Raw genomic sequence first — 23,895 nt, 5'->3', positions numbered from 1 at the left:
TATAGGAGGGTAAATCTAGCGGCACATATAATTACATCATTCGATGAATAGGAAATTTAAGAAAAGAGATTTATAATAGTATTGTGTCTTGCCTTTTAGGTGCAGTACACAGCCGGTGATTGGCTAGTGGAGGTTCTTCCATTTTGCCAGTGCCGGTTTTTTATTGGATAATAGAGAAAATGAAGTTTTATAAAGAAAGAAGGGGTTGTTTTGAAGGATGTAAATTCTATCTTTATGAGAGAAAAGATTGCTAGTTCTTATCTTTATTTTATTTCTTTTCTTGGTTTCATTACTATAACTATATCTTTACTTGAAATTAAAATCCCTTCTCATTCAACAATACTAATATTGTTATTAATATTTATGGGGATTACAGAGTATTTTCCTGTACGATTTTGGAGAGGAACGAGCTCGCTTACCTTTCCTATAATTTACGCTATGAGTTGGCAGTTTGGAATCCATATAACTATTATTGCTATTGTACTCGTAACGTTAATTATTCACCTGCATCGTCGTTCACCAATACAAAGAATGTTATTTAATAGTACTCAGCATGCGCTTAGTTTGATCTTGGCCGAATGGTTTTCAAATAAATGTATGCTCTTATTAATTAACAAGATAGATATGTCAGTTCTGTATGAAAATTTAATATCTTTATTATTATTTTGCGTGTTTTTTTGTTTTTTTAACAACCGCTTTTACGATTTGTTAATGATACTCCTTCCACAGCCATATTCAATCTATCAGTGGTATAAAAAAACTGTAACGGTATTTCTTTGCGAAACTTTTGGTTTCTCTTATACGGCCTTGATGCATGTATTAATTAGTACATATAGTGTGGAAGTAAACGAGATTACAGTACTGTTTTTCTTTTTTCCACTTGTAGCAACTTCAGTTATTAGTTCTTTTTCTGTAAGGATAAGGATGGAGAAGGAGCGGTTATATGAGCTATTTCTTATTACGACCGAAATTAGTCGAGGACTAACAGGAGGAAACTTGAAGCATATTAAACAAGCACTTAAAGGTTTTTTCGGCATACAAGCATATGTAATATGGACAAAAGATGATGAGAACTGGAATATTCTATTAAAAGATGGGAAAGTCCGCTCTCATATTTCTGATCATTCAGAAAAAAACAAGGCGTTTGAGGAACTCTCTAAAAATCTAGTATTTAATGATTGGAAAATTGGTACGGCTCCTGAAGATGAAATATTTGATAGTGTCATACGCTCACTTGTGTATTTTCCTCTTATTGTAAATGGTGAACTAGTTGGGATGTTTGTTGCAGGGAAAAGTAGAACTGCAGGTTTTTTTCCGGAAGATGTACAGTCGTTAGCTACATTTTCTAACCAATTAGCTAACGTAGTTAAAACAAGGATACTGATTTCTGAACAAGAAAAAAGAATGATTTTAGAAGAAAGAAATAGAATAGCACGCGAAATTCATGATGGTATTGCGCAAACATTGGCCGGGGTGATATATCAATTAGAATCCGCACAAAAAAAATATCGCGATAAACCAATAGATATGCAGCAAATAGTAGAGAAAAGCATAAAAGATTTAAGGGGAAGCTTAGGGGAAGTTCGCTATTCTATTTATGCTTTAAAACCATATCCGACACAACAATTAGGGCTAAAACAGGCGATAGCAAGTAAAATAAAATCTTTAAAACAAGAATATGAACTAGATATTACATATCATGAAAGAGGTCATGCACGTGCGCTTAGCTTTTCAAAAGAAAGAGTTATTTTTGATACATTACAAGAGAGTTTGCAAAACATTGTAAAACATGCACAAGCAGACAAGACTGATGTTTTACTTAGCTATCAAAGTGAGCACGTGCTTTTAAGGGTTAAGGATAATGGGGTTGGTTTTTCGCTATTTGAGTCTATGGTTAAAACGAAGAATGAGCCACATTATGGTATATTACATATGAATGAACAAGCTGAACAATTAGGGGCTACTTTACAGATTGATAGTTCTGTAGGGAAAGGGACAGAAATTACACTATTAATTCCAGATTTACAAACAAGGGGTGCGTAAAATGATTAAAATATTAGTAGTGGATGATCATGCTTTTTTACGAGACGCAATTCGGAGCATACTAGAGGATGAATCTGATATGAACGTGGTTGGAGAAGCTAGCTCTGGGGACGGAGTATTGGAAAAAGTAGAAGCATGCAGACCAGATTGTATTTTGATGGATATTAATCTTCCGGGGAAAAATGGTATTGAAGCTACAGAGTTGGTGAAAAAAAACTATCCGAATTGCCGAGTACTTGTGTTTACAATGTATGAGCATGATGAGTATTTAATGGATGCACTTCAGGCTGGTGCTGATGGGTATTTATTGAAAGATTCATCATCGGAGCAGGTAGTAGCAGCAATTCGGATGTTATATCGAGGTGATTCCGTTATTCATCCGCGTATGACTAAAAAATTAATTACATATCATCAGCAAAAAATGAAAGTAGAATCAAATGAAAATGAACTGACGGAACGTGAAAAGGAAATTCTCTTTGAATTAGTAAAAGGACTTAGTAATAAAGAAATTGCTGAAGCTCTGTATATTAGTGATAAAACAGTTAAAATTCACATCAATAAAATTTTTAAAAAACTAAATGTGAAAAGTCGGTCGCAAGCGGTGATCTATGCTGTTCGAAATCAATTGGTTCCGTTGGATTAAATAAGAGATGTTTAAAAGAACTATCGTGTTTCTTTATTCTATATTACAAAGAATAAAGAGCAAGATAGTTCTTTTGTACTATGTAGACATAGAATCATTAGAAAAAAGATACGCCTTTTGTTCAATTTTCAGAAAAATCAGAACGTGTAATAATAAATATAGAATTACATTTTAATCCTATTAATAATTCATTTTATGAAAATCTTTTAGTGAAAATAAATTATGGGGGGCTTCTATAGAAAGGTTAAAGTGAATGATTAGCTATATGGGGATGGTAGTAGTGTTGGAAATTCTTAATGTTACAAAATAAAAGTTTAAGATTAATAGAATTTTCAATACTAAATGGGAATTTAAGAATCAATTTGTTTAGAAAAATAATTTTAGTAATGGGGAGATGCAATATGAAACGAGGGAAATTTGGGAAAATTCTTATTGGAACGCTAACAGTTGGAATGTTATTGTCTCAAGGAATTCCATATAACGTATTGGCGGAAGAGGTAAATACATCTACTTTAACTGGAATTGATGATGCAAGTTCTATATTGAAAGGACTTACAAAGGAACAACGTAATGCTTTAAAAACATTAGATACAAAACCTGGTTTTGTTATTTCACCAGGCATTAATACAGCAAGTCCTAATAATGTGAATGTGATTATAGAATTTAAGCAAGCACCTAGCAAAATTGAGGTATTGAAACAAGCGGCTAAAGGGAAAAAAATAGCTCTTTCAACTGCAGAACAAAAGGTAGAAGCATCGCATAAAGGATTTAAAACTGAGTTTGAACAGCTTCAAAAAAAGAAAGATAAGGGACCGGATTTTAAATCTGCCAAAATAACAAGAGAATATAAGAATGCTTTTAATGGTGTAGCGATTTCATTACCTGCGAATATGATTGAAGACTTAGTTCGTACTGGTATTGTTAAGCGTGTATGGGAAGATAGTGAGGTCAAAATTGATTTACCGAAAGAAACAGCTAAAGAGGCTGTTGAACCAAAAATGACAGATAGCGTACCACAAATTGGTGTGGACAAGCTACATGCTGAAAAAATAACAGGTAAAGGAATTAAGGTGGGGGTACTGGACACGGGTATTGATTATAACCATCCTGATTTGAAGGATGCATATAAAGGGTATCGTGCAAATCAAGGTGAAGATCCAAGCAAAATAGATCCGAACTCAATAAAAGGATGGGATTTTGTTAATAATGATGCGGATCCAATGGAGACAACGTATAAGGATTGGCAAAATTCTGGAGGATACCCTGAAATTTATGATGGAAGTGCATACTATACATCCCACGGTACTCATGTAGCTGGGACAATTGCTGCAGACAAAAAGAATAGTGTGGATTATGCAGTTACGGGAGTCGCTCCGGATGTAGATTTATATTCATATCGTGTATTAGGTCCATATGGAAGTGGACAAACAAGCGGTATTCTTGCTGCGATTGATAAAGCAGTGAAAGACGATATGGACGTTATCAATTTATCATTAGGTGCGTCTATTAATGATCCTTTATATCCTACTTCTGTGGCGGTGAACAATGCGATGTTAGCTGGTGTTGTTACAGTAGTAGCAGCAGGTAATAGTGGTCCGGGAGAAGGTACCCTTGGATCACCTAGTGCAGCGGCACTTCCAATTACAGTTGGAGCAAGTGACGCTGCGATGACTATACCAACGTTTTCCGCCGATGCAGGTGATTTACATGTGGATAAAATGATGCTACTTGGAAAAAGCTTTACTGATAAGATTGAAGATTTGAAAGGTCAATCCTTATCGGTTGTATATGTAGGGCTTGGGAAATCAGGTGATTTTACAGGAAAAGATGTAAAAGGGAAGTTAGCTCTTATCCAACGCGGTGAGATTACATTTGATGAAAAAATTAATAATGCTAAGGAAGCAGGCGCAAAGGCGGTAATTGTATACAACAATGTAGATGGGGAAATTACAAGTTATCTTGGGGAAAGTACTTCATCTATTCCATCGTTCCGCTTAACAAAAGTAGATGGTGAGAACTTGCAAGCAAAAGCAGTACAAGGAGATGTGTCGTTAGCGTTTGGGGAACTTAGTAATATAAAAACAGAGGGAGATCACTTAGCTGATTTCAGCTCCCGTGGTCCTGCAACGAAAACAGATGATATTAAGCCAGATATTGTAGCACCAGGTGTGTCTATTTTCTCTACGGTTCCTGAATATATCAATGATCCAAAGGATGGAGAAAATTATCCGGTAGCGTATGGACGTATGTCAGGTACATCTATGGCAACTCCTCATACAGCGGGGGTGGCAGCACTTATTTTGCAAGAACATCCAAACTATAGCCCGTTTGAAGTAAAAGAAGCGCTTATGAATACTGCAGTTGACTTAAAAGAAGCACGCTCTGTATTTGAGGTGGGATCGGGCCGAATTGATGCGTATCGTGCAGTTCATGCAGATACAGCTATTGAGGTTATCGATAAAACATCAAACGTTGTAAATGATGAAGAAGTAGATATTGAAGAAAAAACAGGTTCTATTGCATTCGGATATAAAAATCAATTAGGAAATGGACCAATTAAAGATAGTCGAAAAGTCTTAATTAAGAACAGCAATAAAACAGAAGGGAAAGAGTTTAAATTAGAAGTAGAGTTTTCATCTACAAGTGTAGGTGTGCAAGATGCAGCGAAGAATGGTGTGAAGCTAAACGTACAAGATTCTATTAAAGTGGCTCCTGGTACAGCAGGGGAAATTAGCCCTGAAATTATCATTCCAGAAAACGCTGAATTTGGTAGATATGAGGGATATATTCATATCTTAAATAAAAACAATGAAAAAGAAGTATATCAAGTGCCGTTTGCAGTGAAGTTCACAGAAAAAGGGATTGAATCTGTAGATTTGCTGAGAGATGCAATGGCAACAGATACATCTAACTTCCATCCATTTATGGAAAGGCCGAGTTCACCGCTGACATTTAAATTGAACAGTCCACTTGAAACTATCGATGCAGTGGTGAAGGATCGAAAAACAGGAAAGGCATTAGGAATTGTGGGGACAATTAATGCTAGCAGTCTAACACCAAATATTGAATATATCATGTTCGATGGTATGGGTGGCTATGTATTCCCGTTTACAGGAGATCCAAATCATCCAATTGGGGACAAGCGAGTTACGTTGCCTGATGGAGATTACCAACTGGATTTCATTGGATATGACAAAGAAGGGAAAACTTATACAAAAGGAGATAGCGTAATTATTGATAATATCAAACCTGAAATGAAATTTACCGATGTAAAACCTGGCGTTCATGAGGTAAATGAATCTATGTTCAAAGAAGAAGATGGTCAGCGTGCATTATGGGTACATGGTAACATTTATGATTCTACGATAGATGTATTAAAGGCAAAAGGCCTTCAGTATGACCAAAAAACTAATGAAATTGTATATTATCAAAACTCCGCCTTTCCGTCAGGTTGGTTGAATACAATTCAAGCCAATGGTGATTTTAAATTTGGTGTACTTCCAGAGGAAATCAATGAACCGCTTAATTTAAGGTTATTTGGATATGATCTTGCAACTGCATCAAATATGGCAAATGGATTTAAAGATTATGTCTTTGTTAAAGAGGGAACGGAATACGCTGTCCCAAGCTATGACAAGGATAAAGTTAAACTAGGAGAAAAAATTACATTAACTTTAAATCTTAATAATGTGAAACAACTTATGTCAGGTACATTTGAGATTCCTTATAGTAAACAGTTGTTTAAATTTGTAGATGTTAAACCAAATCCAGCACTTGCAGAATATGCAAAACAACATGGATTAAATATTAAATTAGAAGATCCAGTGATAAATGAAGAAGGAAACTGGGAAAACAAGGTGAAAGTTGGTGCATCTTTAGAAGGAACAGAATTTAAAGGTCTAGATGGAGACACACCATTTGTAGATGTTACATTCGAGATGACGAGTGACGAGTATTTTAATAATTTAACAGCATTTGGAGTAGATAAATTCTCTTATACAAAAACAGGTGCATCAGAAGGCGTTGAGATTCCTGTGTTTAAAGATACATCCTTTTCTATTATTTCGAAACATGCAATGGTTACAGGATATATTGGACCAGAAGCTTTCTTAACTGAAGAGGGGTATTTAGGTAAGAATGACTACACAAAACTAGGAGCAAAAGTGTATGCAGTTGGTAAGGATGGAAAGAAATATACAGGAACGGTTGATGATAATGGACAATTTGAAATTCATAATGTTCCGGTAAGCGATACAGAATATAATATTTTCGTAGAAATGCCAGGTCATTTAAATAGTAAATTAACTACAAAAATAGGAAAAATGCAGGATGGAGAATTAGTGGGACAAAACTTTAGAGCAGATATGGATGACAGCCTTGCAGGTGATGTAAACGGCGATAAAATGGTAGATATTCAAGATGCTAGAATAGCAGCTCTTTCATATGAAAAAGGAAAAGGAGCTGTAAAAGATGGAGATGTCAATCAAGATGGTGTTGTAAATGAAACAGATATTCGTTTTATTGAGAAAAACTTCTTAAAAAAAGGTCCAGATGCTAAAGAAAATCAGAAACCGAAAGAAAATGTAGGGCCAGTGACGTTAGATAAAATCTTACGCTCTATTGGTTTAGAACCAAAAAGATAAAGGGACACACTTCTAGGGAAAACTAAGCGACAAAGCAATGAACACATAAGTAAATGGGTATTGCTAACAACGAACCGGTAATGATTCACTGTAACATTACCGGTTCTTCTTAAAATGATAGCTATTTGGAGGTATGAAGTAACTAGTTTAAAGTTAGTTCGCTTTCGTTATGGGATAATAAGATATTTGCTTAATTAGTATTGTTTGTGGGATGGAAATAAGAGGTGTAGTTTGAACTTTAAAAATAGGGGGACTTGTGAAATGGGTATGAAGAAAAGACTTGGTATGGGTGTTGTAACTGCAGCACTTGGTTTATCTTTAATTGGAGGGGGGACATATGCGTATTTTAGTGATAAGGAAGTATCACAAAACATGTTTGCAGCGGGTACTTTAGATTTGAGTGTTAATCCTGAAGTTGTTGTTAATGTCGACAATATTAAACCAGGTGATGAAATGGAACGCGGTTTTCAATTAGTTAACAAAGGAACTTTAGCGATAGGAGACGTGAAACTTCTTACAGATTATAGTGTAATTGATGCTAAAGGAGATAATGGAAGTGCTGATTTTGGTGATCATATCCGTGTCGATTTCTTATGGAATTTGGATAAAAATGAGGTTCCAATTTGGTCTACTACATTATCTGAATTAAAGGTAGCTACGCAAAACGGAAGTATTCCTGATCTTGTACAAAAAGGTGTTGTAGACCGAGAAGGAAATGGACTTGCTCCTGGTGATGATGATACTTTCTATGTAATGTTCACATTTGTAGATAGCAATGAAGAGCAAAATGTATTTCAAGGAGATTCATTAAAATTAAATTGGACTTTCAATTCAATGCAGACAAAAGGTGAAGAGAAATAAAAATAAATGTTATATATAAGAATGAATTGATGAAGAATTGAGAAATAGAATTTTTAATAGTGTAAGGGTTGATTTAGTGAATCAACCTTTTTTTGTTTTTAGATTATTCATAGCAGTACTTCTCACATTTATGTCGAATTAAGAAGATATATAGGAGGGATATATATGGAAATAGCTGTAGAACGTGTTTTTACAAAAGAGATTTTAGAAAGAGCAGCGAATTTGTTTCATGTAACAGTGGAAGAAAAGCCGCTTGGAGATTTTGAGAATTATATTTTTAAGGCGAAGGGCGATCGTGGTGAAGATTACGTATTGCGTTTAACCCATTCTTCTCATCGTTCAAAAAAAGAAGTCGAAGCTGAATTAGATTTTTTACGATATGTTGCGGAGAACGGGGCAAAGGTAGCGGGACCTCTTTACTCAACGTTTCAAAATCTTGTAGAAGAAATTGGAGCAGAGGATGGGACTTTCTTTTTTGCTTCCTTATTTACATATGCAAAAGGGGAGCAAGTAAAAGGAGAAGAATCGCCTTATTGGAGCGATATTTATTTTGAAGCATGGGGAAAAGCGATTGGTCAACTGCATCGTCTAACAATGAACTATCCTAAAACGAATCATCGTGATACATGGGAAGAAGATGAGAGTGGGATTGTGAATGAATTAGACGATGATCAAGTGAAAAAGATTGCTACTGTATTAATGGATGAGATAAAGGCTCTTCCAGTTGAAAGAGAAACGTTCGGCCTTATGCACGGTGATATTCATCCAGGTAATTTTCATTACGATGGAAAAGAGCTAACTATCTTTGATTTTGATGATGCGGCCTATAATTACTTTATACACGATTTAGCGATGGTTCTCTATTACTCTGTTCTATTTACACCGTGGACAGCGGAAGAGAAGACAGACTTTGCTCGTAAACAGCTACAAGTGTTACGGAAAGGCTATGAGTATGAGCACAGACTGGCGGATAGTTGGTATGAATCATTACCACTATTTTTACGTTTGCGTGACATAGGTCTATACGGCACACTCCAAAAGAAGTTTAAGGGGAAAGATATGCCAGATAACTTCCAAAAATTATCTGAAGAGTTATATGAAAGAATTATAAGCGAAGAAGCAATTGTGAATATATAATACATTTTATTCAAAACAAAGTATACAAAATAAGTGTATACTTTGTTTTTTTATACAAAAATATGTTTGTTTTATTAAAATAATATTGTCATAGATTCGGTATACATTTATAATTTTTATATATTCTGAATATTCTTGATAAAAAGGAGGGGGAATATTGGAAGCTTTCGTAAATTGGTTAAATAATATTGTTTGGAGTCCAGCACTTGTTTATTTATGTTTAGGAGTAGGTTTATATTTTTCTATTCGAACGAGGTTTTTACAAGTAAGGCATGTAGGAGAAATGGTGAAGCTGACATTTAAAGGAGAAAAATCAGAGGCTGGTGTTTCTTCATTCCAAGCGTTAGCACTTTCGTTATCAGGGCGCGTTGGGACAGGGAATATCGCTGGGGTAGCTACAGCGGTTGCCTTCGGTGGACCAGGGGCTGTATTTTGGATGTGGGCAGTAGCCTTTTTAGGAGCAGGATCAGCTTATGTAGAATCAACACTCGCGCAAATATATAAGACGAAACATCAAGGACAGTTTCGCGGTGGACCTGCTTATTACATTGAAAAAGGTTTAGGTGTGAAATGGTATGCATTGGTATTCGTTGCAGCGACGATTCTTGCAACGGGGCTTTTACTACCAGGTGTGCAAGCAAATAGTATTGCCGTAAGTTTAGAAACGGCTTTTGGAATTAACACTACCATATCAGGGGCATTATTAGTTGTTGTATTAGCTCTTATCATCTTTGGTGGCGTAAAGCGAATCGTTAACGTGGCACAAGTTGTCGTACCGTTTATGGCAGTTGGTTATATTTTAGTAGCTTGTGTTATTGTTGCTATGAATATTGAAAAATTGCCAGAAGCATTTATGTTAATTATAAGAAGTGCATTTGCATTAGAGGCAGCATTTGGTGGTATTATCGGTTTAGCAATTTCTTGGGGAGTAAAACGTGGTATTTATTCCAATGAAGCAGGGCAAGGAACTGGACCACATGCAGCAGCTGCTGCGGAAGTATCACATCCAGCTAAGCAAGGCTTAGTGCAAGCATTTTCCGTTTACATTGATACATTATTTGTTTGTTCAGCAACAGCATTTATGATGATTATTACAGGCATGTATAACGTATTTGATGCAAGCGGAAAAAACTTTATCGTAAATAAATTAAATGGTGCACAGCCAGGACCGGGATATACACAGGCAGCAGTAGAATCTGTTTTCCCTGGATTTGGAAACGGTTTCGTTGCCATTTCGTTACTATTCTTTGCCTTTACAACAATTATGGCGTATTACTACATTGCAGAAACGAATATCGCGTACTTAAACCGTGAGAAAGATCGTCCTTGGCTGTCTCTGGTACTAAAATTTGTCTTTTTAGGTGCTGTATTCTACGGCTGTATAAAAACAGCAGCAACGGCTTGGGCTTTAGGTGATATCGGTGTAGGTATTATGGCTTGGGTTAATATTATCGCGATTTTATTGTTACAAAAGCCAGCATTAGTTGCATTAAAGGATTATGAAAAACAGAAAAAAGAAGGAAAGGATCCAGTATTTGATCCAGGGCCATTAGGAATTAAAAACGCTGACTTTTGGGAGCATGAATACGGAAAAGATAAGAAGGAAGAAGTCTCTTAATAGAAGAGAAATAAAAAAGCAAAGGGAAAATCCCTTTGCTTTTTTTATGGGCAAAATGAAGCAGGCAGTTATTTTTTTGCCTATTTTTGAATATAAAAAGAATGTACATGCTTTGTTAGGGGAAGGGGTGAGTATGTTGATAGAGTTTCGTAACGTAAATAAATATTATGGTAATTTTCAAGTTTTAAAAGATATTAATGTGCAAGTGAAAAAAGGTGAAGTGGTAGTAGTTGTTGGGCCTTCAGGATCAGGAAAAAGTACATTACTTCGGTGTATAAACCAGTTAGAGTCAATTACAGATGGAGAGTTAATTGTACAAAATACGGAGGTACACAATGCGAAAACAGATATGAATGAATTACGCCGAAATATCGGAATGGTCTTTCAACATTTTTATTTATATCCACATAAAACGGTTCTTCAAAATATTACACTAGCACCTATTAAAGTAAATAAAATTTTAAAAGAGGAAGCAGAAAAAACAGCGATGTTTTATTTAGAGAAAGTAGGAATTCCAGAGAAGGCTAACGTATATCCACATCAATTATCCGGAGGACAACAGCAACGGGTGGCGATTGCTAGAGGACTTGCAATGCAGCCGGAAATTATGTTATTTGATGAGCCTACGTCTGCTCTGGATCCAGAGATGATCGGGGAAGTACTTGATGTTATGAAAACGCTAGCTAAAGAAGGGATGACGATGGTCGTTGTCACGCATGAAATGGGATTTGCGCGAGAAGTAGCTGATCGGATTTTATTTATGGATGATGGCAAGATCATTGAGGATACAACACCGGCGCAATTTTTTGCGAGCCCTGAACAAGAAAGAGCACGTTTATTTTTAAGTCGAGTGTTAAATCATTAAAGGAGGAATTTCATGTTTAAAATGAAAAAGTTGTTTACCTTAATCGTATTTTCATGCTTATTCGTACTTGTCGTTGCCGGGTGTGGAAGTAAAAAAGATGAGGCGAAGGAAACGAATACGAAGCAAGGCGGGGCTGTTGAGCAAATTAAGAAGCGAGGGAAACTAGTAGTTGGGGTGAAGAATGATACGAACTTATTTGGATTGAAAAATCCTTCAACAGGGCAGGTAGAAGGATTTGATGTTGATGTTGCAAAGGCGCTTGCGAAAAAAATTCTCGGAGATGAAAAGAAACTAGAATTAAAAGAAGTAACGTCTAAAACGCGTATTCCACTACTGAAAAACGGTGACATTGATGCAATTATCGCAACAATGACAATTACGGAAGAACGTAAAAAAGAGGTCGATTTTTCAGATGTATATTTTAAAGCAGGGCAATCGTTACTCGTGAAAAAAGGAAGCGATATTAAAAGTATTGATGATGTGAAAAAGGGCGTAAAAGTGTTAGCAGTAAAAGGTTCAACATCGACAAATAACATTCGTCAAAAGTCACCGGAAGCGACTGTATTAGAATTTGAAAATTACAGTGAGGCATTTACGGCGTTAAAAGCAGGAAAAGGTGATGTTTTAACGACAGATAATGCAATTCTTTACGGCATGGCAAAACAAGATTCAAATTATGAAGTTGTAGGGAAAATTTTTACGGATGAACCATACGGAATTGCAGTGCAAAAAGGTGCAGATGATTTGACGAAAGAGATTAATAGCTTACTAAAAGATATGAAAGCGAATGGAGAATACGATAAATTGTATGAGAAATGGATTGGTCAAAAACAAGAGAAGTAAAGTGAAACTTTAATTAGTGGGGCTTTATTCTTATTGAAGAGTAAGAGGATGAGGGATGCTCATCCTCTTCTTGTAAAGAAAGAGGGGAGAATATGTGCCTGATTTTTCTATATTAACGAATAACATTGATATGTATTTAGAAGGATTTAAATATACAGTTATGTCTAGTGTAATTGCATTAATTGGAAGCTTTATTTTAGGGGTAGTATTGGCTGTAATGCGCATTGCACCGATTCGTATTTTAAATTGGTTGGGGGCTACTATTGTAGAATTTGTAAGAAATATTCCGCTCGTATTAATTGCATTTATATTCTATTTCGCTTTACCTGTAGTAGGAATTACTTTAAATGGTTTTGTAGCAGGAACAGCTACGCTTACCGTATATACTGCAGCGTTTATTGCTGAAGTCATTCGCGCTGGTATTTTATCAGTTGCGAAAGGCCAAATGGAGGCAGCACGTTCCTCAGGATTGACTTATACGCAAGCAATGTACCATGTCGTTTTACCCCAAGCGATGAAAATTGTAATCCCTCCTCTAGGAAACCAATTTTTAAATTTAGTAAAAAACTCTTCCATACTTGGAATTATTGCTGGTGCTGATTTAATGTATCAAGGAGATTTAATTTCAACGAAGACGTTTGTTACGTTCGATGTTTATATATTTGTCGGGATGTTTTATTTAATATTAACAATTCCGCTCAGTATGCTAGTGCGTTATTTAGAAAAACGCTTGGCAAAGGAGGCGGTGTAAATGGATTTTAAGGGAGCTATAACGGGTGATCATATTCTCTTTTTATTAAAAGGATTACTCATCACATTAGAGGTAGCACTCGTAGCGATTGTACTTAGCTTTATTATTGGTAGTGTAATAGGAATATTGCGCTACATGAAAATACCTGTCGTCTCACAAATATTGGGGATTATCGTTGAAGTCATTCGAAACTTACCACTACTTTTAATTATATTTTTCACATATTTTGCACTTCCAGAAGCAGGCTTGAAATTAGAAATTATAACAGCTGCAATTGTTGCGTTAACAATATTTGAAGCAGCAATGATATCTGAAATTGTTCGAAGTGGCCTATTATCTATTGAGAAAGGACAGATTGAGGCTGCAAGGTCTTCAGGGTTAACGTATGTACAAGCGCTTTGGCACATTATTTTACCGCAAGCATTAAGAAGAATGGTTCCGCCGCTTGTTAGTCAGTTTATTTCATTGTTAAAGGATACATCATTAGCAGTCGTTATATCACTACCGGAGCTTATGCATAATGCTCAAATTATTAGCGGACAAAATGTAAATTATATGATTCCAACGTTTATAGTAGTAGCTTGTATGTACTTTATTGTAAACTATAGTTTATCAATTTTATCGAGAAGGTTAGAACTTCGTTAACTCTTACAATATATGTAAGGGTTTTTCCTTGTTTATCCTTATTTTCCTCTAAATAGAATCTAAAACTTGCAATAATTCGATTTTTTATATTATTTTATCAGAAAAGTTTTAATTTTATATAGAAATTGTAATCGCTTTCGTGTATATTTTTATTATCAGAAAATTTTAACAAGATATAGGGGTATTGGTAGGGGGAGGATTTAGATGCAGCAACCAACGAATGAGAAATTACATCGTACGATGAAGAGTAGACATTTATTTATGATCGCACTAGGTGGTGTAATCGGAACTGGTTTTTTCTTAGGTTCAGGTTACACCATTAATCAGGCTGGACCAGGGGGAGCCATCCTTTCCTATTTAGTAGGCGGATTTATTATGTATTTAACAATGCTTTGTCTTGGAGAGTTAACGGTAGCAATGCCAGTTTCAGGTTCTTTCCAAAAGTATGCGACGAAGTTTATTGGACCAGGAACGGGCTTTATGATCGGCTGGCTATATTGGCTTGGCTGGGCAGTAACAGTAGGATTAGAATTAACGTCAATCGGTTTAATGATGAAAAGATGGTTTCCGAATGTTGATGTTTGGGTGTGGTGTCTCGTATTCGGTGTTATTTTATATGCTTCAAACGCAATTTCAGCGAAAAGTTATGCTGAATTAGAATTTTGGTTCTCTAGTATTAAAGTAGTTACCATTCTTGCCTTTGTTGTTCTTGGTGGTAGTGCATTATTAGGGTTTATATCATATGACGGAAAAGAAGCAGCACCTCTTTTCTCTAACTTTGTAAGCGATGGTGGATTATTCCCGAATGGACTAGCTGCCGTATTACTTACGATGATTACAGTTAACTTCTCGTTCCAAGGAACAGAGTTAATCGGGATTGCAGCGGGAGAAAGTGAAAATCCAGAAAAAACAATTCCACGCGCAATTCGTAATACAGTATGGCGCATTATGTTATTCTTCATTTTAACAATGACGATTTTAGTAGGATTAATTTCTTGGAAAGAAGCAGGGGTAATTGAAAGTCCATTCGTAGTCGTATTTGATAAAATCGGTATTCCATACGCAGCTGATATTATGAACTTCGTTATTATTACTGCGTTATTATCTGTAGCGAATTCAGGATTATATGCGGCAACTCGTATACTATGGTCACTTGCAAATGAAGGAATGGCACCGAAGTCTTTCCAGAAAGTAAATAAACGTGGTATTCCAATTACTGCACTAGTTGTAACGATTGCTGTAGCTGGCCTTTCTTTATTCACAAGTTTCCTTGCAGAAGATACAGTATACATGTACTTATTATCTATAGCTGGTTTATCAGCTGTTTCAAGTTGGATCATTATTGCTCTATCGCAACTTCGCTTTAGAAGTCAGTATATAAAAGGCGGAGGAAAGTTAGAGGACTTAAAATATAGAACACCGTTATATCCAATTGTTCCTATTTTAGCTTTAATTACAAATAGTATCGTTGTTATTAGTTTAGCGTTTATTCCAGAACAAAGAATGGCGTTATATTGTGGTATTCCATTTATCATTTTCTGCTACATATATTATTATATAAATAAGAAACGGCAGAAACCGATGAAAGTGGAGATGGAAAAAGCAAATGAAACTAACAATCAAACACGATGATATTGAGGCAGATTTATCGTATGGTCCATTAGCGATTGGAAAAGAAAACGGGTACTCACCGTTACAATTACTCGTTTCTTCTATCGCAGGATGTAGTGCAATTGTCTTTCGAACAATTTTAGAAAAGAAACGTATTACATACGATACGTTTACAATTGAAACGGAAATTGGTAGAAGCGAAGCTTTATCAAAACCAGTTGAAAGTGTTCATTTGCACTATAAAATTAAAGCACAAAACATTACAGAAGAGCAGTTGGACAAGGCGCTGCAACTTGCAGTGAAAAATTGTACGGTTGTTCAATCGGTAAAAGATAGTATACAAGTTACGGAAACAATTGAGCTAATAAAGTGAAACATAAAAACGTGAGAATACGGCTCTCACGTTTTTGTGTTTTAGAGAGAGGGAAAGTATGATGGAATGTTTAGGATGTAAATTAGCAAACGAAGAGGAAAAAATATATAAAGTATATGAAGATGACTATGTAACATGTTTTTTAGATCATGAACCTTTCTATCCAGGTCATACCTTAATTGTGCCAAAGCAGCATATTGTAGAAGTAGATGAATTAAATGATATTGTAGCAAAGTCAATTATGGATGCTTCTAAGCTTATTGCAAAAGCGATTAAGATAGTATATAAACCTGACGGAGTTACAGTTTGTCAAAATGGTGGAGTATTTAACGAGTTAACACATTATCATATGCATGTCGTACCAAGATATAAAGAGCGCTCATTTGCTGAGTTTTATATGGTACAACCGGGAGAAAAGCAGAATCATAACTTGGAAGAGACACAGAATTTGTTAAACGAAGCGATAGAGCAAATGCTGTTTACTGAAAAGGCGTAAGAGGGATATTCCTAGGGAAACAGTCAAGAGAATTCTAATATTAAAAAGCCCAATTTCTCAGTTAAAATAGAGAAATTGGGCTTTTGTTTATTTTATTATTAAATTTTATTTATAAATAGATTTTGTAGTGTCACAAAGTATATGGCTCATTCGTTATATAGAGTGAGAGGAGGAATTATATGAAAGTTACAAACAACGATTATGAAAAGATGGAAGAGCTATACGAGTTGTACGAACAAAAAATTTATTACGTAGCTTATTCTATTTTAAATAATATTCAGCAGGCAGAAGATGCAGTTCAAGAGACGTTTATTACTCTTTATAAGAACTTGGAAAAGCTCCATAACTTGAGCACTGAAGAGCTTAAACGTTACATTTTGAGGGTCGCGAAAAACAAGGCAATTGATAGTTACCGGAAAAATAAACGACATGAAACATTTTTAGAAGAATATGAAAGAGAATCAGTAGAGGCAGTAGATGAAAATATTGAAGAGTGGGAAAAACGTAAAATGTCTGAGCTTCAAATTGATGCATTGCTAAAAGAGTTAAATGAATCTAACAGACAGGTGTTTAAGTACAAAGTCTTTTATAACTTAACGTATCAAGAAATTTCAAGTGTTATGGGGATAACCGAGGCAAATGTCCGCAAGCAGTTTGAACGCGCTCGAAAACGAGTCCAAAATATGATAGGAGGTATACAACATGACGAATTCAAAGAACTCCAAAGAAATATATGAACTTGCTGAAAAAATTGCTTTAGATGATTTTGATAAACTTGAAGAACAACATGAATTTTCACATACATATACGCGCAAAAAGAAATTGTTTTTGGAGGAAATGAAGCTGAAAGATGGACAACCGCAGAAAAAGCGTAAAAGACATCGTATGTTAATCGCTGCTGCTTGCTTATTGATCGGCATGCCGACAACCGTTTTTGGAGCAGTGAAAGTCTATAATATGATCGTTCAAAAACAAAATTATGAAGTAAATGTTTCCTTAACAAATAAGGATTCGAAAAAGAGTGATCAGTGGTATAAGTTGAAGGTTGGTAAATTGCCAGAAAATATGGAAGCAATTGATGACTCTGCTATGAAATATTCATTTAAAGATAACTATGCAAAGGGTGGATTTTCTTTCATTCTTTGGAGAGTAGGAAAAGATTCGAATTTTAAAACGCTGTACTCAAAAAGCTACGAAGAGAAAGAGATAAATGGTAAGAAAGCAGTGATTGTTAATAAAGAAAATGGAAACAACAATTTAGCGTTTAACAGAGAGGTCTTTCTCTTTTTTGAGAAAGAGGGGATCATGTTACAAAGTTATATTGGAAACGATGTAAACGAAGAACAAATGGTGGATGTGTTAGGGAACATTTCACTTGAGCCTACGTCAAAAGAAAAGGCATCATATATAACAGATTATGATAAAAAGTATTTTAGCGAAGAAAGTAAGTCTAAAAAAACTAAGGTGATTCCTTTGAAAAAAGATAGTAAACGACTATTTCATATAGGACAAAAGGTTCCAGTGACGATTATCATGGATAACAGCAAAATTGAATATATGATAGAAAAAGTTGAAGTTTTTGATTCAATTAAAGATTTTAAACAAGAAAACTTTAGTGAACTTGGTTTAGGAATACTAAGCGAGAATCAGGCTTTGGATCAAACTGGACAATTGATACCATATAGACGGGATGAATATAAATTTGGAAATGGTAAAGATTCAATTGATCAATTAGTAGAGTCAAAATTAATTCATCCTAAATTTGTCTACTTGAAAACAACAGTGAAAAATATAGGCAAAAAGGTGACAAAAGAAATCTATATGCATCCATCCATACAAGTGCTTAAAAATAAGGGTAATGTATGGAATTATGCTGGGAAAGATGGAATTACAGAAAGAAATATTATGACGGGTGAAGTGGATTATTTAGAACCTCACGGAGACGGGAAAAGCTTTTACAATATTGGCAGTATCCGACCGGGAGAAACGGTAAAAGTTAACTTAGGTTATTTTGTAGATGAGGATAAACTAGAGTCAATCTTCCTGGATGCTTTCCGTTACAGTGGGTCTAGTGGCACTGAGAATATGAATGAGAAAAATCGTTGGTGGTTCGATATTCGTCAACAGTCAAAATAATAGAAACAAATCGACGAAAAAAGCTGCTTATATTTAGCAGCTTTTTTCGTCTTCATACATATGTAAAATTTCTTTCGCACGTATACGTAAACCATCTATCAATTCTTTCGGTTCTAACACTTTTGCATCTTTTCCAAGCCTATAAAATAAAGGCGTAATAAAATTAATTTCACCTTTATCAATTGTTGAATGTATATATCCTGTCCCGTCTTCGTTTAGTACAACGAATTCTTCAAGGTAAGGAACGCTTTTACATTGGCGCACGCCTTCTGCTGTTAATGAAACATGTAACTGGGTAGGAATGTGCACTACGTTAGAGCTAGAGTCGAACCATTCTTCTAAATTCATGAACGTATTTTCATTTTCTTCTGTTGATAATATAGAAAGAATACGATCAACGCGATACAGTAATACTTTTTTTCTACTGAAGTCATAAGATGGTAAGTACCATAGCCCGTCATGAGCATATACACCGATAGGATGAACATGTTTTGTTTTTATCCCCGATTTAGATTCGTATTGAAAGTGTAAATTTTTATTTTCAATAGCCGCAGTTAGTACTTCGTTTAAAAGAGGTGTATTAATTGTTCTCTTCGGATTCCAAAAAGCGATATAAGAACGTATTTTATTAACTTTCGCTTTCGCATCATGCTGTAGAGAGCTATACAGTTTATGTGTAACGGAATTGATTTCTGTGTTAAAAGGTAAGTCTCGATAGTAATTTAAAGATTGAAAAGCAAAAAAAATGGAGACTGCTTCTTCTTCCGTAAATAAAATAGGGGGAATGACTCTATTTGTTAATACTTTATAGCCTCCATTACGACCTTGTTCAGCATAAATAGGTAATCCCATATCACTTAAATCTACAATATATCTATGGACAGTACGAACGGAGATATTAAATTCGTCAGCTATTTCTTGAGCTGTAAATGTCTTTTTGGCAGAAGCAAATATAAGGATGTCTAATAAGCGTTTAGCTTTTGACAAATGTATCACCTTTTTCTTTTTAACATGACATAAAGTGTCATGTTTTATTGTTAGTATATTGTTTACATCATAATGTTATCAAGATGAAACACAAGGAGGAAAAGAGATGTCACGTGAAATTGTTTTATTTATTGCGGCGAGCTTAGATGGATATATTGCGAAAGAAAATGATGATTTAGAGTGGTTAATGGAAACGGAAGGAGAGGGAGATAACGGTTATACAGAAATGTATGAAACAATTGATACAATAATCATGGGAAAAAAAACGTACGATTATGTAGTAGAGCATATAGAACCATTCTCGTATTTAGATAAAAAATGTTATGTTTTTTCTAACTCACAAAAAGGTTCAAACGAACACGTGGAGTTTGTAAATGAAGATGTAGTGGAGTTTACAAAAAGGTTAAAAGCACAAGAAGGATCTAAAATATGGATGGTCGGTGGAGGAAGTCTACTAAGAGGGTTCTTTAAGAATAATCTAATTGATGAATATGTTGTTACGATTACACCACATATATTAGGTTCTGGAGTTCCGTTATTTCAAGACAAGAATCCAGAAATTAATTTAACTCTAACGGATACGAAACGTTTTGGGCAATTTGTAAATTTATATTATAAAGTAAAATGATAAAGCAACACGACTACCATCAGTAGTCGTGTTTTTATATAGATGGTAATGAAATGATAAAGCAAGACCCGTGATCAACTTCGCTCGTTACAGTAATATTCCCGCCGTGTAGTTCTACAATTTCTTTTACGATAGATAGTCCTAAACCGGTTCCGCCTGTAGCTCGTGATCTTGCTTTATCAACTCGATAAAAGCGGTCGAAAATGTGAGGGAGGTCTTCAGGCGGAATACCTTCGCCTTCATCTTCAATTGTAATGGAAATATGTTTATGTTTTTCTGTAACAGAAATATTTATATGAGAATGTTCTTTTGAATGTCTATAAGCGTTATTTAAAATGTTTATTATCACTTGTTCAAATCGCTGTTCATCTAAATTTACTAGCAGAGTAGATAGACAAGAGAAAGAAATTTTAATGTATCTTTCTTTATACATAGCGTTAACTTTGTCGACTATGCGAGTAAGGAAGGTGTGTAAATGTACTTCCTTTACTTGAATAGAAAAGTTATGTTGTTCCATTTGTGCAAGTGAAAATAAATCTTGAACTAAGTTTGTAATGTAATCAGACTCATCTTTTATAATAGATAAATATCGCAAACGTTGCTCTGGGGGTGTGCTTTCTTTTAAAGCAATGTCAGCGTAACCTCTTACGTATGTTAATGGTGTTCGTAATTCGTGAGCAACACTTGCTAGAAATTCACTTCGCTCTGTTTTCATATAATGTAAATCATTAGCAAGCGTTTGAATAGATGATGCTAGTTCACCAATTTCATCATTTCGAGTAGTCGTTAACGAAACTGATAAATCGCCTTTACTCATTTTTTCAGTGGCATGTTTCATGTGTAACAATGGTTTTGTTAACAACCGTGATAAGAGAAAGATAGTGATGGCTGTTAATAGAAACGTAATGACGCCGGCAATAATGAATTGTCTTGTTAGCCCATTCACCATCTTTTCAATGGATTCTGTCCCAAGAAACATGTACACATAGCCTTCATGTTTTCCATCTACTACAATGGGACTAACTGTACATATATAATTAGATGTTTTCCAATGATTCTCTATAATTGCGCCTTCATGATCTGTCCGTGTTTGCATCTTTTTAATATGCTTTTTTATAGTAGTATTTATTTCGTTGGATTTAGCTAGTACATCCTTATTTGCATTTGTAATAACAACAGTCGTTTCGGCTTCGGATTCCATTAGTGCAACATGGGAGATTGTTTGCTTATCAAAATACTTTTCAAGCACATCTCTGTGACTATTTCCGCGCTTTAATAAAGCTGTCATTTCTTCATTTACTCTATTGTTGACAAGGCTATAATAAAGCAAGACAAATAGAACACTTTCGATTAAAAGTGTAACAATTAAAAAATAAAATCCGAGTTGAATAGATATTCGCTTCATCGTTTTGCTCCTTAATCTAAAGTATCAATCCACCGATACCCGACTCCATAAACTGTTTTTAAATGGTGATCAATAGGGAAATTTACTTTTCGTAATTTATCACGCAAATTACGAATATGTGAATCGACTGTTCTATCTTCTGTATTTGTATTTAATCCCCAAATTCGTTCAATGAGCTGATCGCGGCTTAATACGTAGTTCACATGACGTAAAAATAATCCGAGTAAAGAGAATTCGATGGGAGTGAGAAGAAGTTCTTCATTATCGACAGAGACGAAATGCTTTGCCTCATCCCATAAAATGCCGTGATATTGGATTTGCGTACGTTGATTCGTACGCCTTAAAACAGCTTCAATTCTTGCGAAAAGCTCTTCTTCATGGAAAGGTTTCGTCACGTAATCATCCGCTCCAAGTTTTAACCCTTGAATGACATCTACCGTTTGATCACGAGCGGTTACCATAATGATAGGAACGTTACTAAATGATCGAATTCTTTTGCACGTTTCCCACCCATCCATCTTTGGCATCATAATATCGAGTAAAACAAATTTGAAGTTTCGATTTTCTATATGTGAAATAGCTTCTTCCCCTGATACTGCACATACGCAGTTATATCCGATTGGAGTAAGATAAAGTGTTAATAATTCAAGCATTCTCGGCTCATCATCTACGAGTAGTATATCGACCATAGAGTACCTCCGCATTTGTAGTTATTACTTAAATTGTAAGTCAAAATCATGAAGAAATGGTGCAGATTATCATTCATCTGCATAATTTCTTCAGAATTGCTTGTTATTGTAAAGTTGAAATTCCATTTTAGGTAATCATATTGGCTCAAAAACGATTCATACGGAGGCGGTATAGTGAAAAAGATGACCCGAATCTTTGGGATAACAATAATTACAGCAGTTGGTCTTGCTGCATGTGGACAAACGAACACGGATCATAAAAATCATGAAACTAAAGAAGAGAAAAAAACAGAGCAAAAGGAAATGAAAATGAATCAGGAGGTAACTGCACCGAAAGAAATGAACGAAAGTGCATCGAATGATTTATTAACGACAAGTTTAAAAAATGTAACGAGATTAAACACAAATGATCCTTTGCAAATGGCAGTATTAACTTCACAAACGATATGGCCAGCAACGCATAAAGGGAATCAGCCAGGCGCTATTATTTTAGTACCAGTAAACGAGTGGCAATTAGGTACTGCGAGTGCGGATCTTATTCATCATCCGAATAACGGGCCAATTTTATTTATAGAAAAAGAAAAGGTACCCGAAATGACGTTAAAAGAAATAAAACGATTAAATCCGCTCGGAACGAAAGATGGAACACAAATTATGGTGATGGGGGATGTAGGTGCATCTATCCTTGAGCAATTAAAAGAATATAAAGTAAAGCAAATAAAAGAAACAGATCCAGCTACATTTGCAAAAGATGTGGATAAAGAATATGCCGATATAACAGGAAGCTACCCAAATAGTGTTATTATCGGTTCGTCTGAAGAAGAAGGACGTTTATACACAACACCAGCTGTAAATTGGATCTCTCATATGCCAGAACCGCTTTTATATACAGAGAAAGATAAGGTGCCAGAAGCGACGATAGAGGCATTAAAAATGAGAAAAGATAAAGCGAATATATATGTATTAGGACCAGAAAAAATCATTTCAAAAGCAGTAGAAAAAGAGTTAAGTAAATACGGGAAAGTAACGCGTATTAGTGGTGAGACTCCAACAGAAAATTCGGTTGCATTTGCGAAGTTTAAAGATGAGAAAACGAAATTTGGCTGGGGGTTCACAAAGCCAGGCCACGGTTTATCATTTGTTTCAAGCAAAACACCAGACTTAGCAGTTGCAGGAGCACCTTTTTCGCATATGGGTAAACACGCACCTGTCGTATTGTTAGAAGAAGGTAAAGCTTCACAACCAGTGTATGATTTCCTTGCTACTATTCAGCCGAAGTTTAAAGATGACCCAACACTTGGACCATATAATCACGGCTTCTTATTAGGAAGTACGAGTGATATTTCATTTGAAACGCAAGGTGTACTGGATGAGAGGTTAGAGATTGTGCAAGAAAGTGGTCAAGGTCACGGTGGACATTAATAAAAGGAGCAAAGGCGCTACTGAGGTAGCGTCTTTTTCTTTAGGAAACTTTTACATAGCAAAAATATCTTCACTCGTTATATAATAGCCTTCGTGCAG

General features: G+C 35.3%; 20 protein-coding genes. 17 read left to right on the top strand and 3 right to left on the bottom strand.

Annotation, left to right across the window (positions count from 1 at the left end):
• Positions 1 to 210 precede the first annotated feature (210 nt).
• The 15 genes from ACUXEY_RS18890 (at position 211) to ACUXEY_RS18820 (ending at position 18,665) form a co-directional block, all read left to right on the top strand.
• Positions 211 to 2,043: a GAF domain-containing sensor histidine kinase gene (locus ACUXEY_RS18890; RefSeq protein ID WP_000655905.1), complete on the top strand. Its 1,833-nt coding sequence runs from the start codon at positions 211 to 213 to the stop codon at positions 2,041 to 2,043.
• Between the two features lies 1 nt (position 2,044).
• Positions 2,045 to 2,686: a response regulator gene (locus tag ACUXEY_RS18885; RefSeq protein WP_000590679.1), complete on the top strand. Its 642-nt coding sequence runs from the start codon at positions 2,045 to 2,047 to the stop codon at positions 2,684 to 2,686.
• Between the two features lie 401 nt (positions 2,687 to 3,087).
• Complete coding sequence (locus tag ACUXEY_RS18880; protein WP_461301315.1) at positions 3,088 to 7,329, top strand: S8 family serine peptidase; 4,242 nt, start codon at positions 3,088 to 3,090, stop codon at positions 7,327 to 7,329.
• A 261-nt stretch (positions 7,330 to 7,590) separates the two neighbouring features.
• Positions 7,591 to 8,190: a TasA family protein gene (locus ACUXEY_RS18875; protein ID WP_461301314.1), complete on the top strand. Its 600-nt coding sequence runs from the start codon at positions 7,591 to 7,593 to the stop codon at positions 8,188 to 8,190.
• A 165-nt stretch (positions 8,191 to 8,355) separates the two neighbouring features.
• On the top strand, positions 8,356 to 9,327 hold the full coding sequence (locus ACUXEY_RS18870) for a phosphotransferase enzyme family protein (RefSeq protein ID WP_461301313.1): 972 nt from the start codon (positions 8,356 to 8,358) through the stop codon (positions 9,325 to 9,327).
• 157 nt (positions 9,328 to 9,484) lie between these two features.
• Positions 9,485 to 10,945, top strand: a complete 1,461-nt coding sequence (locus ACUXEY_RS18865; RefSeq protein WP_461301312.1) for an alanine/glycine:cation symporter family protein — start codon at positions 9,485 to 9,487, stop codon at positions 10,943 to 10,945.
• A 136-nt stretch (positions 10,946 to 11,081) separates the two neighbouring features.
• Positions 11,082 to 11,810 carry an amino acid ABC transporter ATP-binding protein gene (locus ACUXEY_RS18860; RefSeq protein WP_461301325.1) on the top strand — a complete coding sequence of 243 codons (729 nt, stop codon included), beginning with the start codon at positions 11,082 to 11,084 and terminating at the stop codon, positions 11,808 to 11,810.
• A 12-nt stretch (positions 11,811 to 11,822) separates the two neighbouring features.
• Positions 11,823 to 12,653 (top strand): glutamine ABC transporter substrate-binding protein GlnH, encoded by an 831-nt coding sequence (glnH, locus tag ACUXEY_RS18855; protein WP_075310718.1) that lies wholly within the window; start codon positions 11,823 to 11,825, stop codon positions 12,651 to 12,653.
• A gap of 94 nt (positions 12,654 to 12,747) precedes the next feature.
• On the top strand, positions 12,748 to 13,404 hold the full coding sequence (locus ACUXEY_RS18850) for an amino acid ABC transporter permease (protein WP_075310720.1): 657 nt from the start codon (positions 12,748 to 12,750) through the stop codon (positions 13,402 to 13,404).
• On the top strand, positions 13,405 to 14,049 hold the full coding sequence (locus ACUXEY_RS18845; RefSeq protein WP_075310722.1) for an amino acid ABC transporter permease: 645 nt from the start codon (positions 13,405 to 13,407) through the stop codon (positions 14,047 to 14,049).
• A 204-nt stretch (positions 14,050 to 14,253) separates the two neighbouring features.
• The gene (locus ACUXEY_RS18840; RefSeq protein WP_166704612.1) at positions 14,254 to 15,681 is read left to right on the top strand and encodes an amino acid permease; all 1,428 of its coding nucleotides are present in this window, start codon (positions 14,254 to 14,256) and stop codon (positions 15,679 to 15,681) included.
• The gene (locus ACUXEY_RS18835; RefSeq protein WP_461301311.1) at positions 15,656 to 16,033 is read left to right on the top strand and encodes an OsmC family protein; all 378 of its coding nucleotides are present in this window, start codon (positions 15,656 to 15,658) and stop codon (positions 16,031 to 16,033) included. The genes ACUXEY_RS18840 and ACUXEY_RS18835 overlap by 26 nt, the downstream gene beginning before the upstream one ends.
• A gap of 61 nt (positions 16,034 to 16,094) precedes the next feature.
• Positions 16,095 to 16,529 carry an HIT family protein gene (locus tag ACUXEY_RS18830; RefSeq protein WP_166704626.1) on the top strand — a complete coding sequence of 145 codons (435 nt, stop codon included), beginning with the start codon at positions 16,095 to 16,097 and terminating at the stop codon, positions 16,527 to 16,529.
• Between the two features lie 179 nt (positions 16,530 to 16,708).
• A complete protein-coding gene (locus ACUXEY_RS18825; RefSeq protein WP_000869265.1) occupies positions 16,709 to 17,266 on the top strand; it encodes an RNA polymerase sigma factor in 558 nt (185 codons plus the stop codon).
• The gene (locus tag ACUXEY_RS18820; RefSeq protein WP_461301310.1) at positions 17,232 to 18,665 is read left to right on the top strand and encodes an anti-sigma factor; all 1,434 of its coding nucleotides are present in this window, start codon (positions 17,232 to 17,234) and stop codon (positions 18,663 to 18,665) included. Before ACUXEY_RS18825 ends, ACUXEY_RS18820 begins: the two co-directional genes overlap by 35 nt.
• Before the next feature lie 33 nt (positions 18,666 to 18,698).
• Here ACUXEY_RS18820 and ACUXEY_RS18815 read toward each other — a convergent pair whose 3' ends face one another.
• The gene (locus tag ACUXEY_RS18815) at positions 18,699 to 19,661 is read right to left on the bottom strand and encodes a helix-turn-helix transcriptional regulator (RefSeq protein WP_432207169.1); all 963 of its coding nucleotides are present in this window, start codon (positions 19,659 to 19,661) and stop codon (positions 18,699 to 18,701) included.
• Between the two features lie 97 nt (positions 19,662 to 19,758).
• On the opposite strand from ACUXEY_RS18815, the gene ACUXEY_RS18810 reads away from it, so the two are divergent.
• Positions 19,759 to 20,280 (top strand): dihydrofolate reductase family protein, encoded by a 522-nt coding sequence (locus ACUXEY_RS18810; protein ID WP_461301309.1) that lies wholly within the window; start codon positions 19,759 to 19,761, stop codon positions 20,278 to 20,280.
• A 34-nt stretch (positions 20,281 to 20,314) separates the two neighbouring features.
• Here the strand turns inward: ACUXEY_RS18810 and ACUXEY_RS18805 are convergent, their stop codons facing one another.
• The gene (locus tag ACUXEY_RS18805; protein WP_461301308.1) at positions 20,315 to 21,685 is read right to left on the bottom strand and encodes a sensor histidine kinase; all 1,371 of its coding nucleotides are present in this window, start codon (positions 21,683 to 21,685) and stop codon (positions 20,315 to 20,317) included.
• Positions 21,686 to 21,696: 11 nt separating this feature from the next.
• Positions 21,697 to 22,374: a response regulator transcription factor gene (locus ACUXEY_RS18800; protein ID WP_166704617.1), complete on the bottom strand. Its 678-nt coding sequence runs from the start codon at positions 22,372 to 22,374 to the stop codon at positions 21,697 to 21,699.
• Positions 22,375 to 22,548: 174 nt separating this feature from the next.
• Between ACUXEY_RS18800 and ACUXEY_RS18795 the strand changes: the two genes are divergently transcribed.
• Entirely contained in the window at positions 22,549 to 23,796 is a 1,248-nt protein-coding gene (locus ACUXEY_RS18795) for a cell wall-binding repeat-containing protein (protein WP_429601992.1), read from the top strand.
• The last annotated feature ends 99 nt before the right edge of the window (positions 23,797 to 23,895 follow it).

This window comes from Bacillus sp. F9_6S_D1_P_5 (assembly GCF_054823925.1).
Note: the sequence above shows the minus strand (reverse complement) of the source record. Positions and strands in the feature narration are given on the sequence as shown.

Excerpts from the sequence above, each read along its gene's own strand:
- ACUXEY_RS18885 (WP_000590679.1), top strand. The coding sequence starts at position 2,045 with ATGATTAAAATATTAGTAGTGGATGATCATGCTTTTTTACGAGACGCA.
- ACUXEY_RS18880 (WP_461301315.1), top strand. The coding sequence starts at position 3,088 with ATGAAACGAGGGAAATTTGGGAAAATTCTTATTGGAACGCTAACAGTT.
- ACUXEY_RS18875 (WP_461301314.1), top strand. The coding sequence starts at position 7,591 with ATGGGTATGAAGAAAAGACTTGGTATGGGTGTTGTAACTGCAGCACTT.
- ACUXEY_RS18870 (WP_461301313.1), top strand. The coding sequence starts at position 8,356 with ATGGAAATAGCTGTAGAACGTGTTTTTACAAAAGAGATTTTAGAAAGA.
- glnH (WP_075310718.1), top strand. The coding sequence starts at position 11,823 with ATGTTTAAAATGAAAAAGTTGTTTACCTTAATCGTATTTTCATGCTTA.
- ACUXEY_RS18845 (WP_075310722.1), top strand. The coding sequence starts at position 13,405 with ATGGATTTTAAGGGAGCTATAACGGGTGATCATATTCTCTTTTTATTA.
- ACUXEY_RS18840 (WP_166704612.1), top strand. The coding sequence starts at position 14,254 with ATGCAGCAACCAACGAATGAGAAATTACATCGTACGATGAAGAGTAGA.
- ACUXEY_RS18835 (WP_461301311.1), top strand. The coding sequence starts at position 15,656 with ATGAAACTAACAATCAAACACGATGATATTGAGGCAGATTTATCGTAT.
- ACUXEY_RS18830 (WP_166704626.1), top strand. The coding sequence starts at position 16,095 with ATGGAATGTTTAGGATGTAAATTAGCAAACGAAGAGGAAAAAATATAT.
- ACUXEY_RS18825 (WP_000869265.1), top strand. The coding sequence starts at position 16,709 with ATGAAAGTTACAAACAACGATTATGAAAAGATGGAAGAGCTATACGAG.
- ACUXEY_RS18820 (WP_461301310.1), top strand. The coding sequence starts at position 17,232 with ATGACGAATTCAAAGAACTCCAAAGAAATATATGAACTTGCTGAAAAA.
- ACUXEY_RS18810 (WP_461301309.1), top strand. The coding sequence starts at position 19,759 with ATGTCACGTGAAATTGTTTTATTTATTGCGGCGAGCTTAGATGGATAT.
- ACUXEY_RS18805 (WP_461301308.1), bottom strand. The coding sequence starts at position 21,685 with ATGAAGCGAATATCTATTCAACTCGGATTTTATTTTTTAATTGTTACA.
- ACUXEY_RS18800 (WP_166704617.1), bottom strand. The coding sequence starts at position 22,374 with ATGGTCGATATACTACTCGTAGATGATGAGCCGAGAATGCTTGAATTA.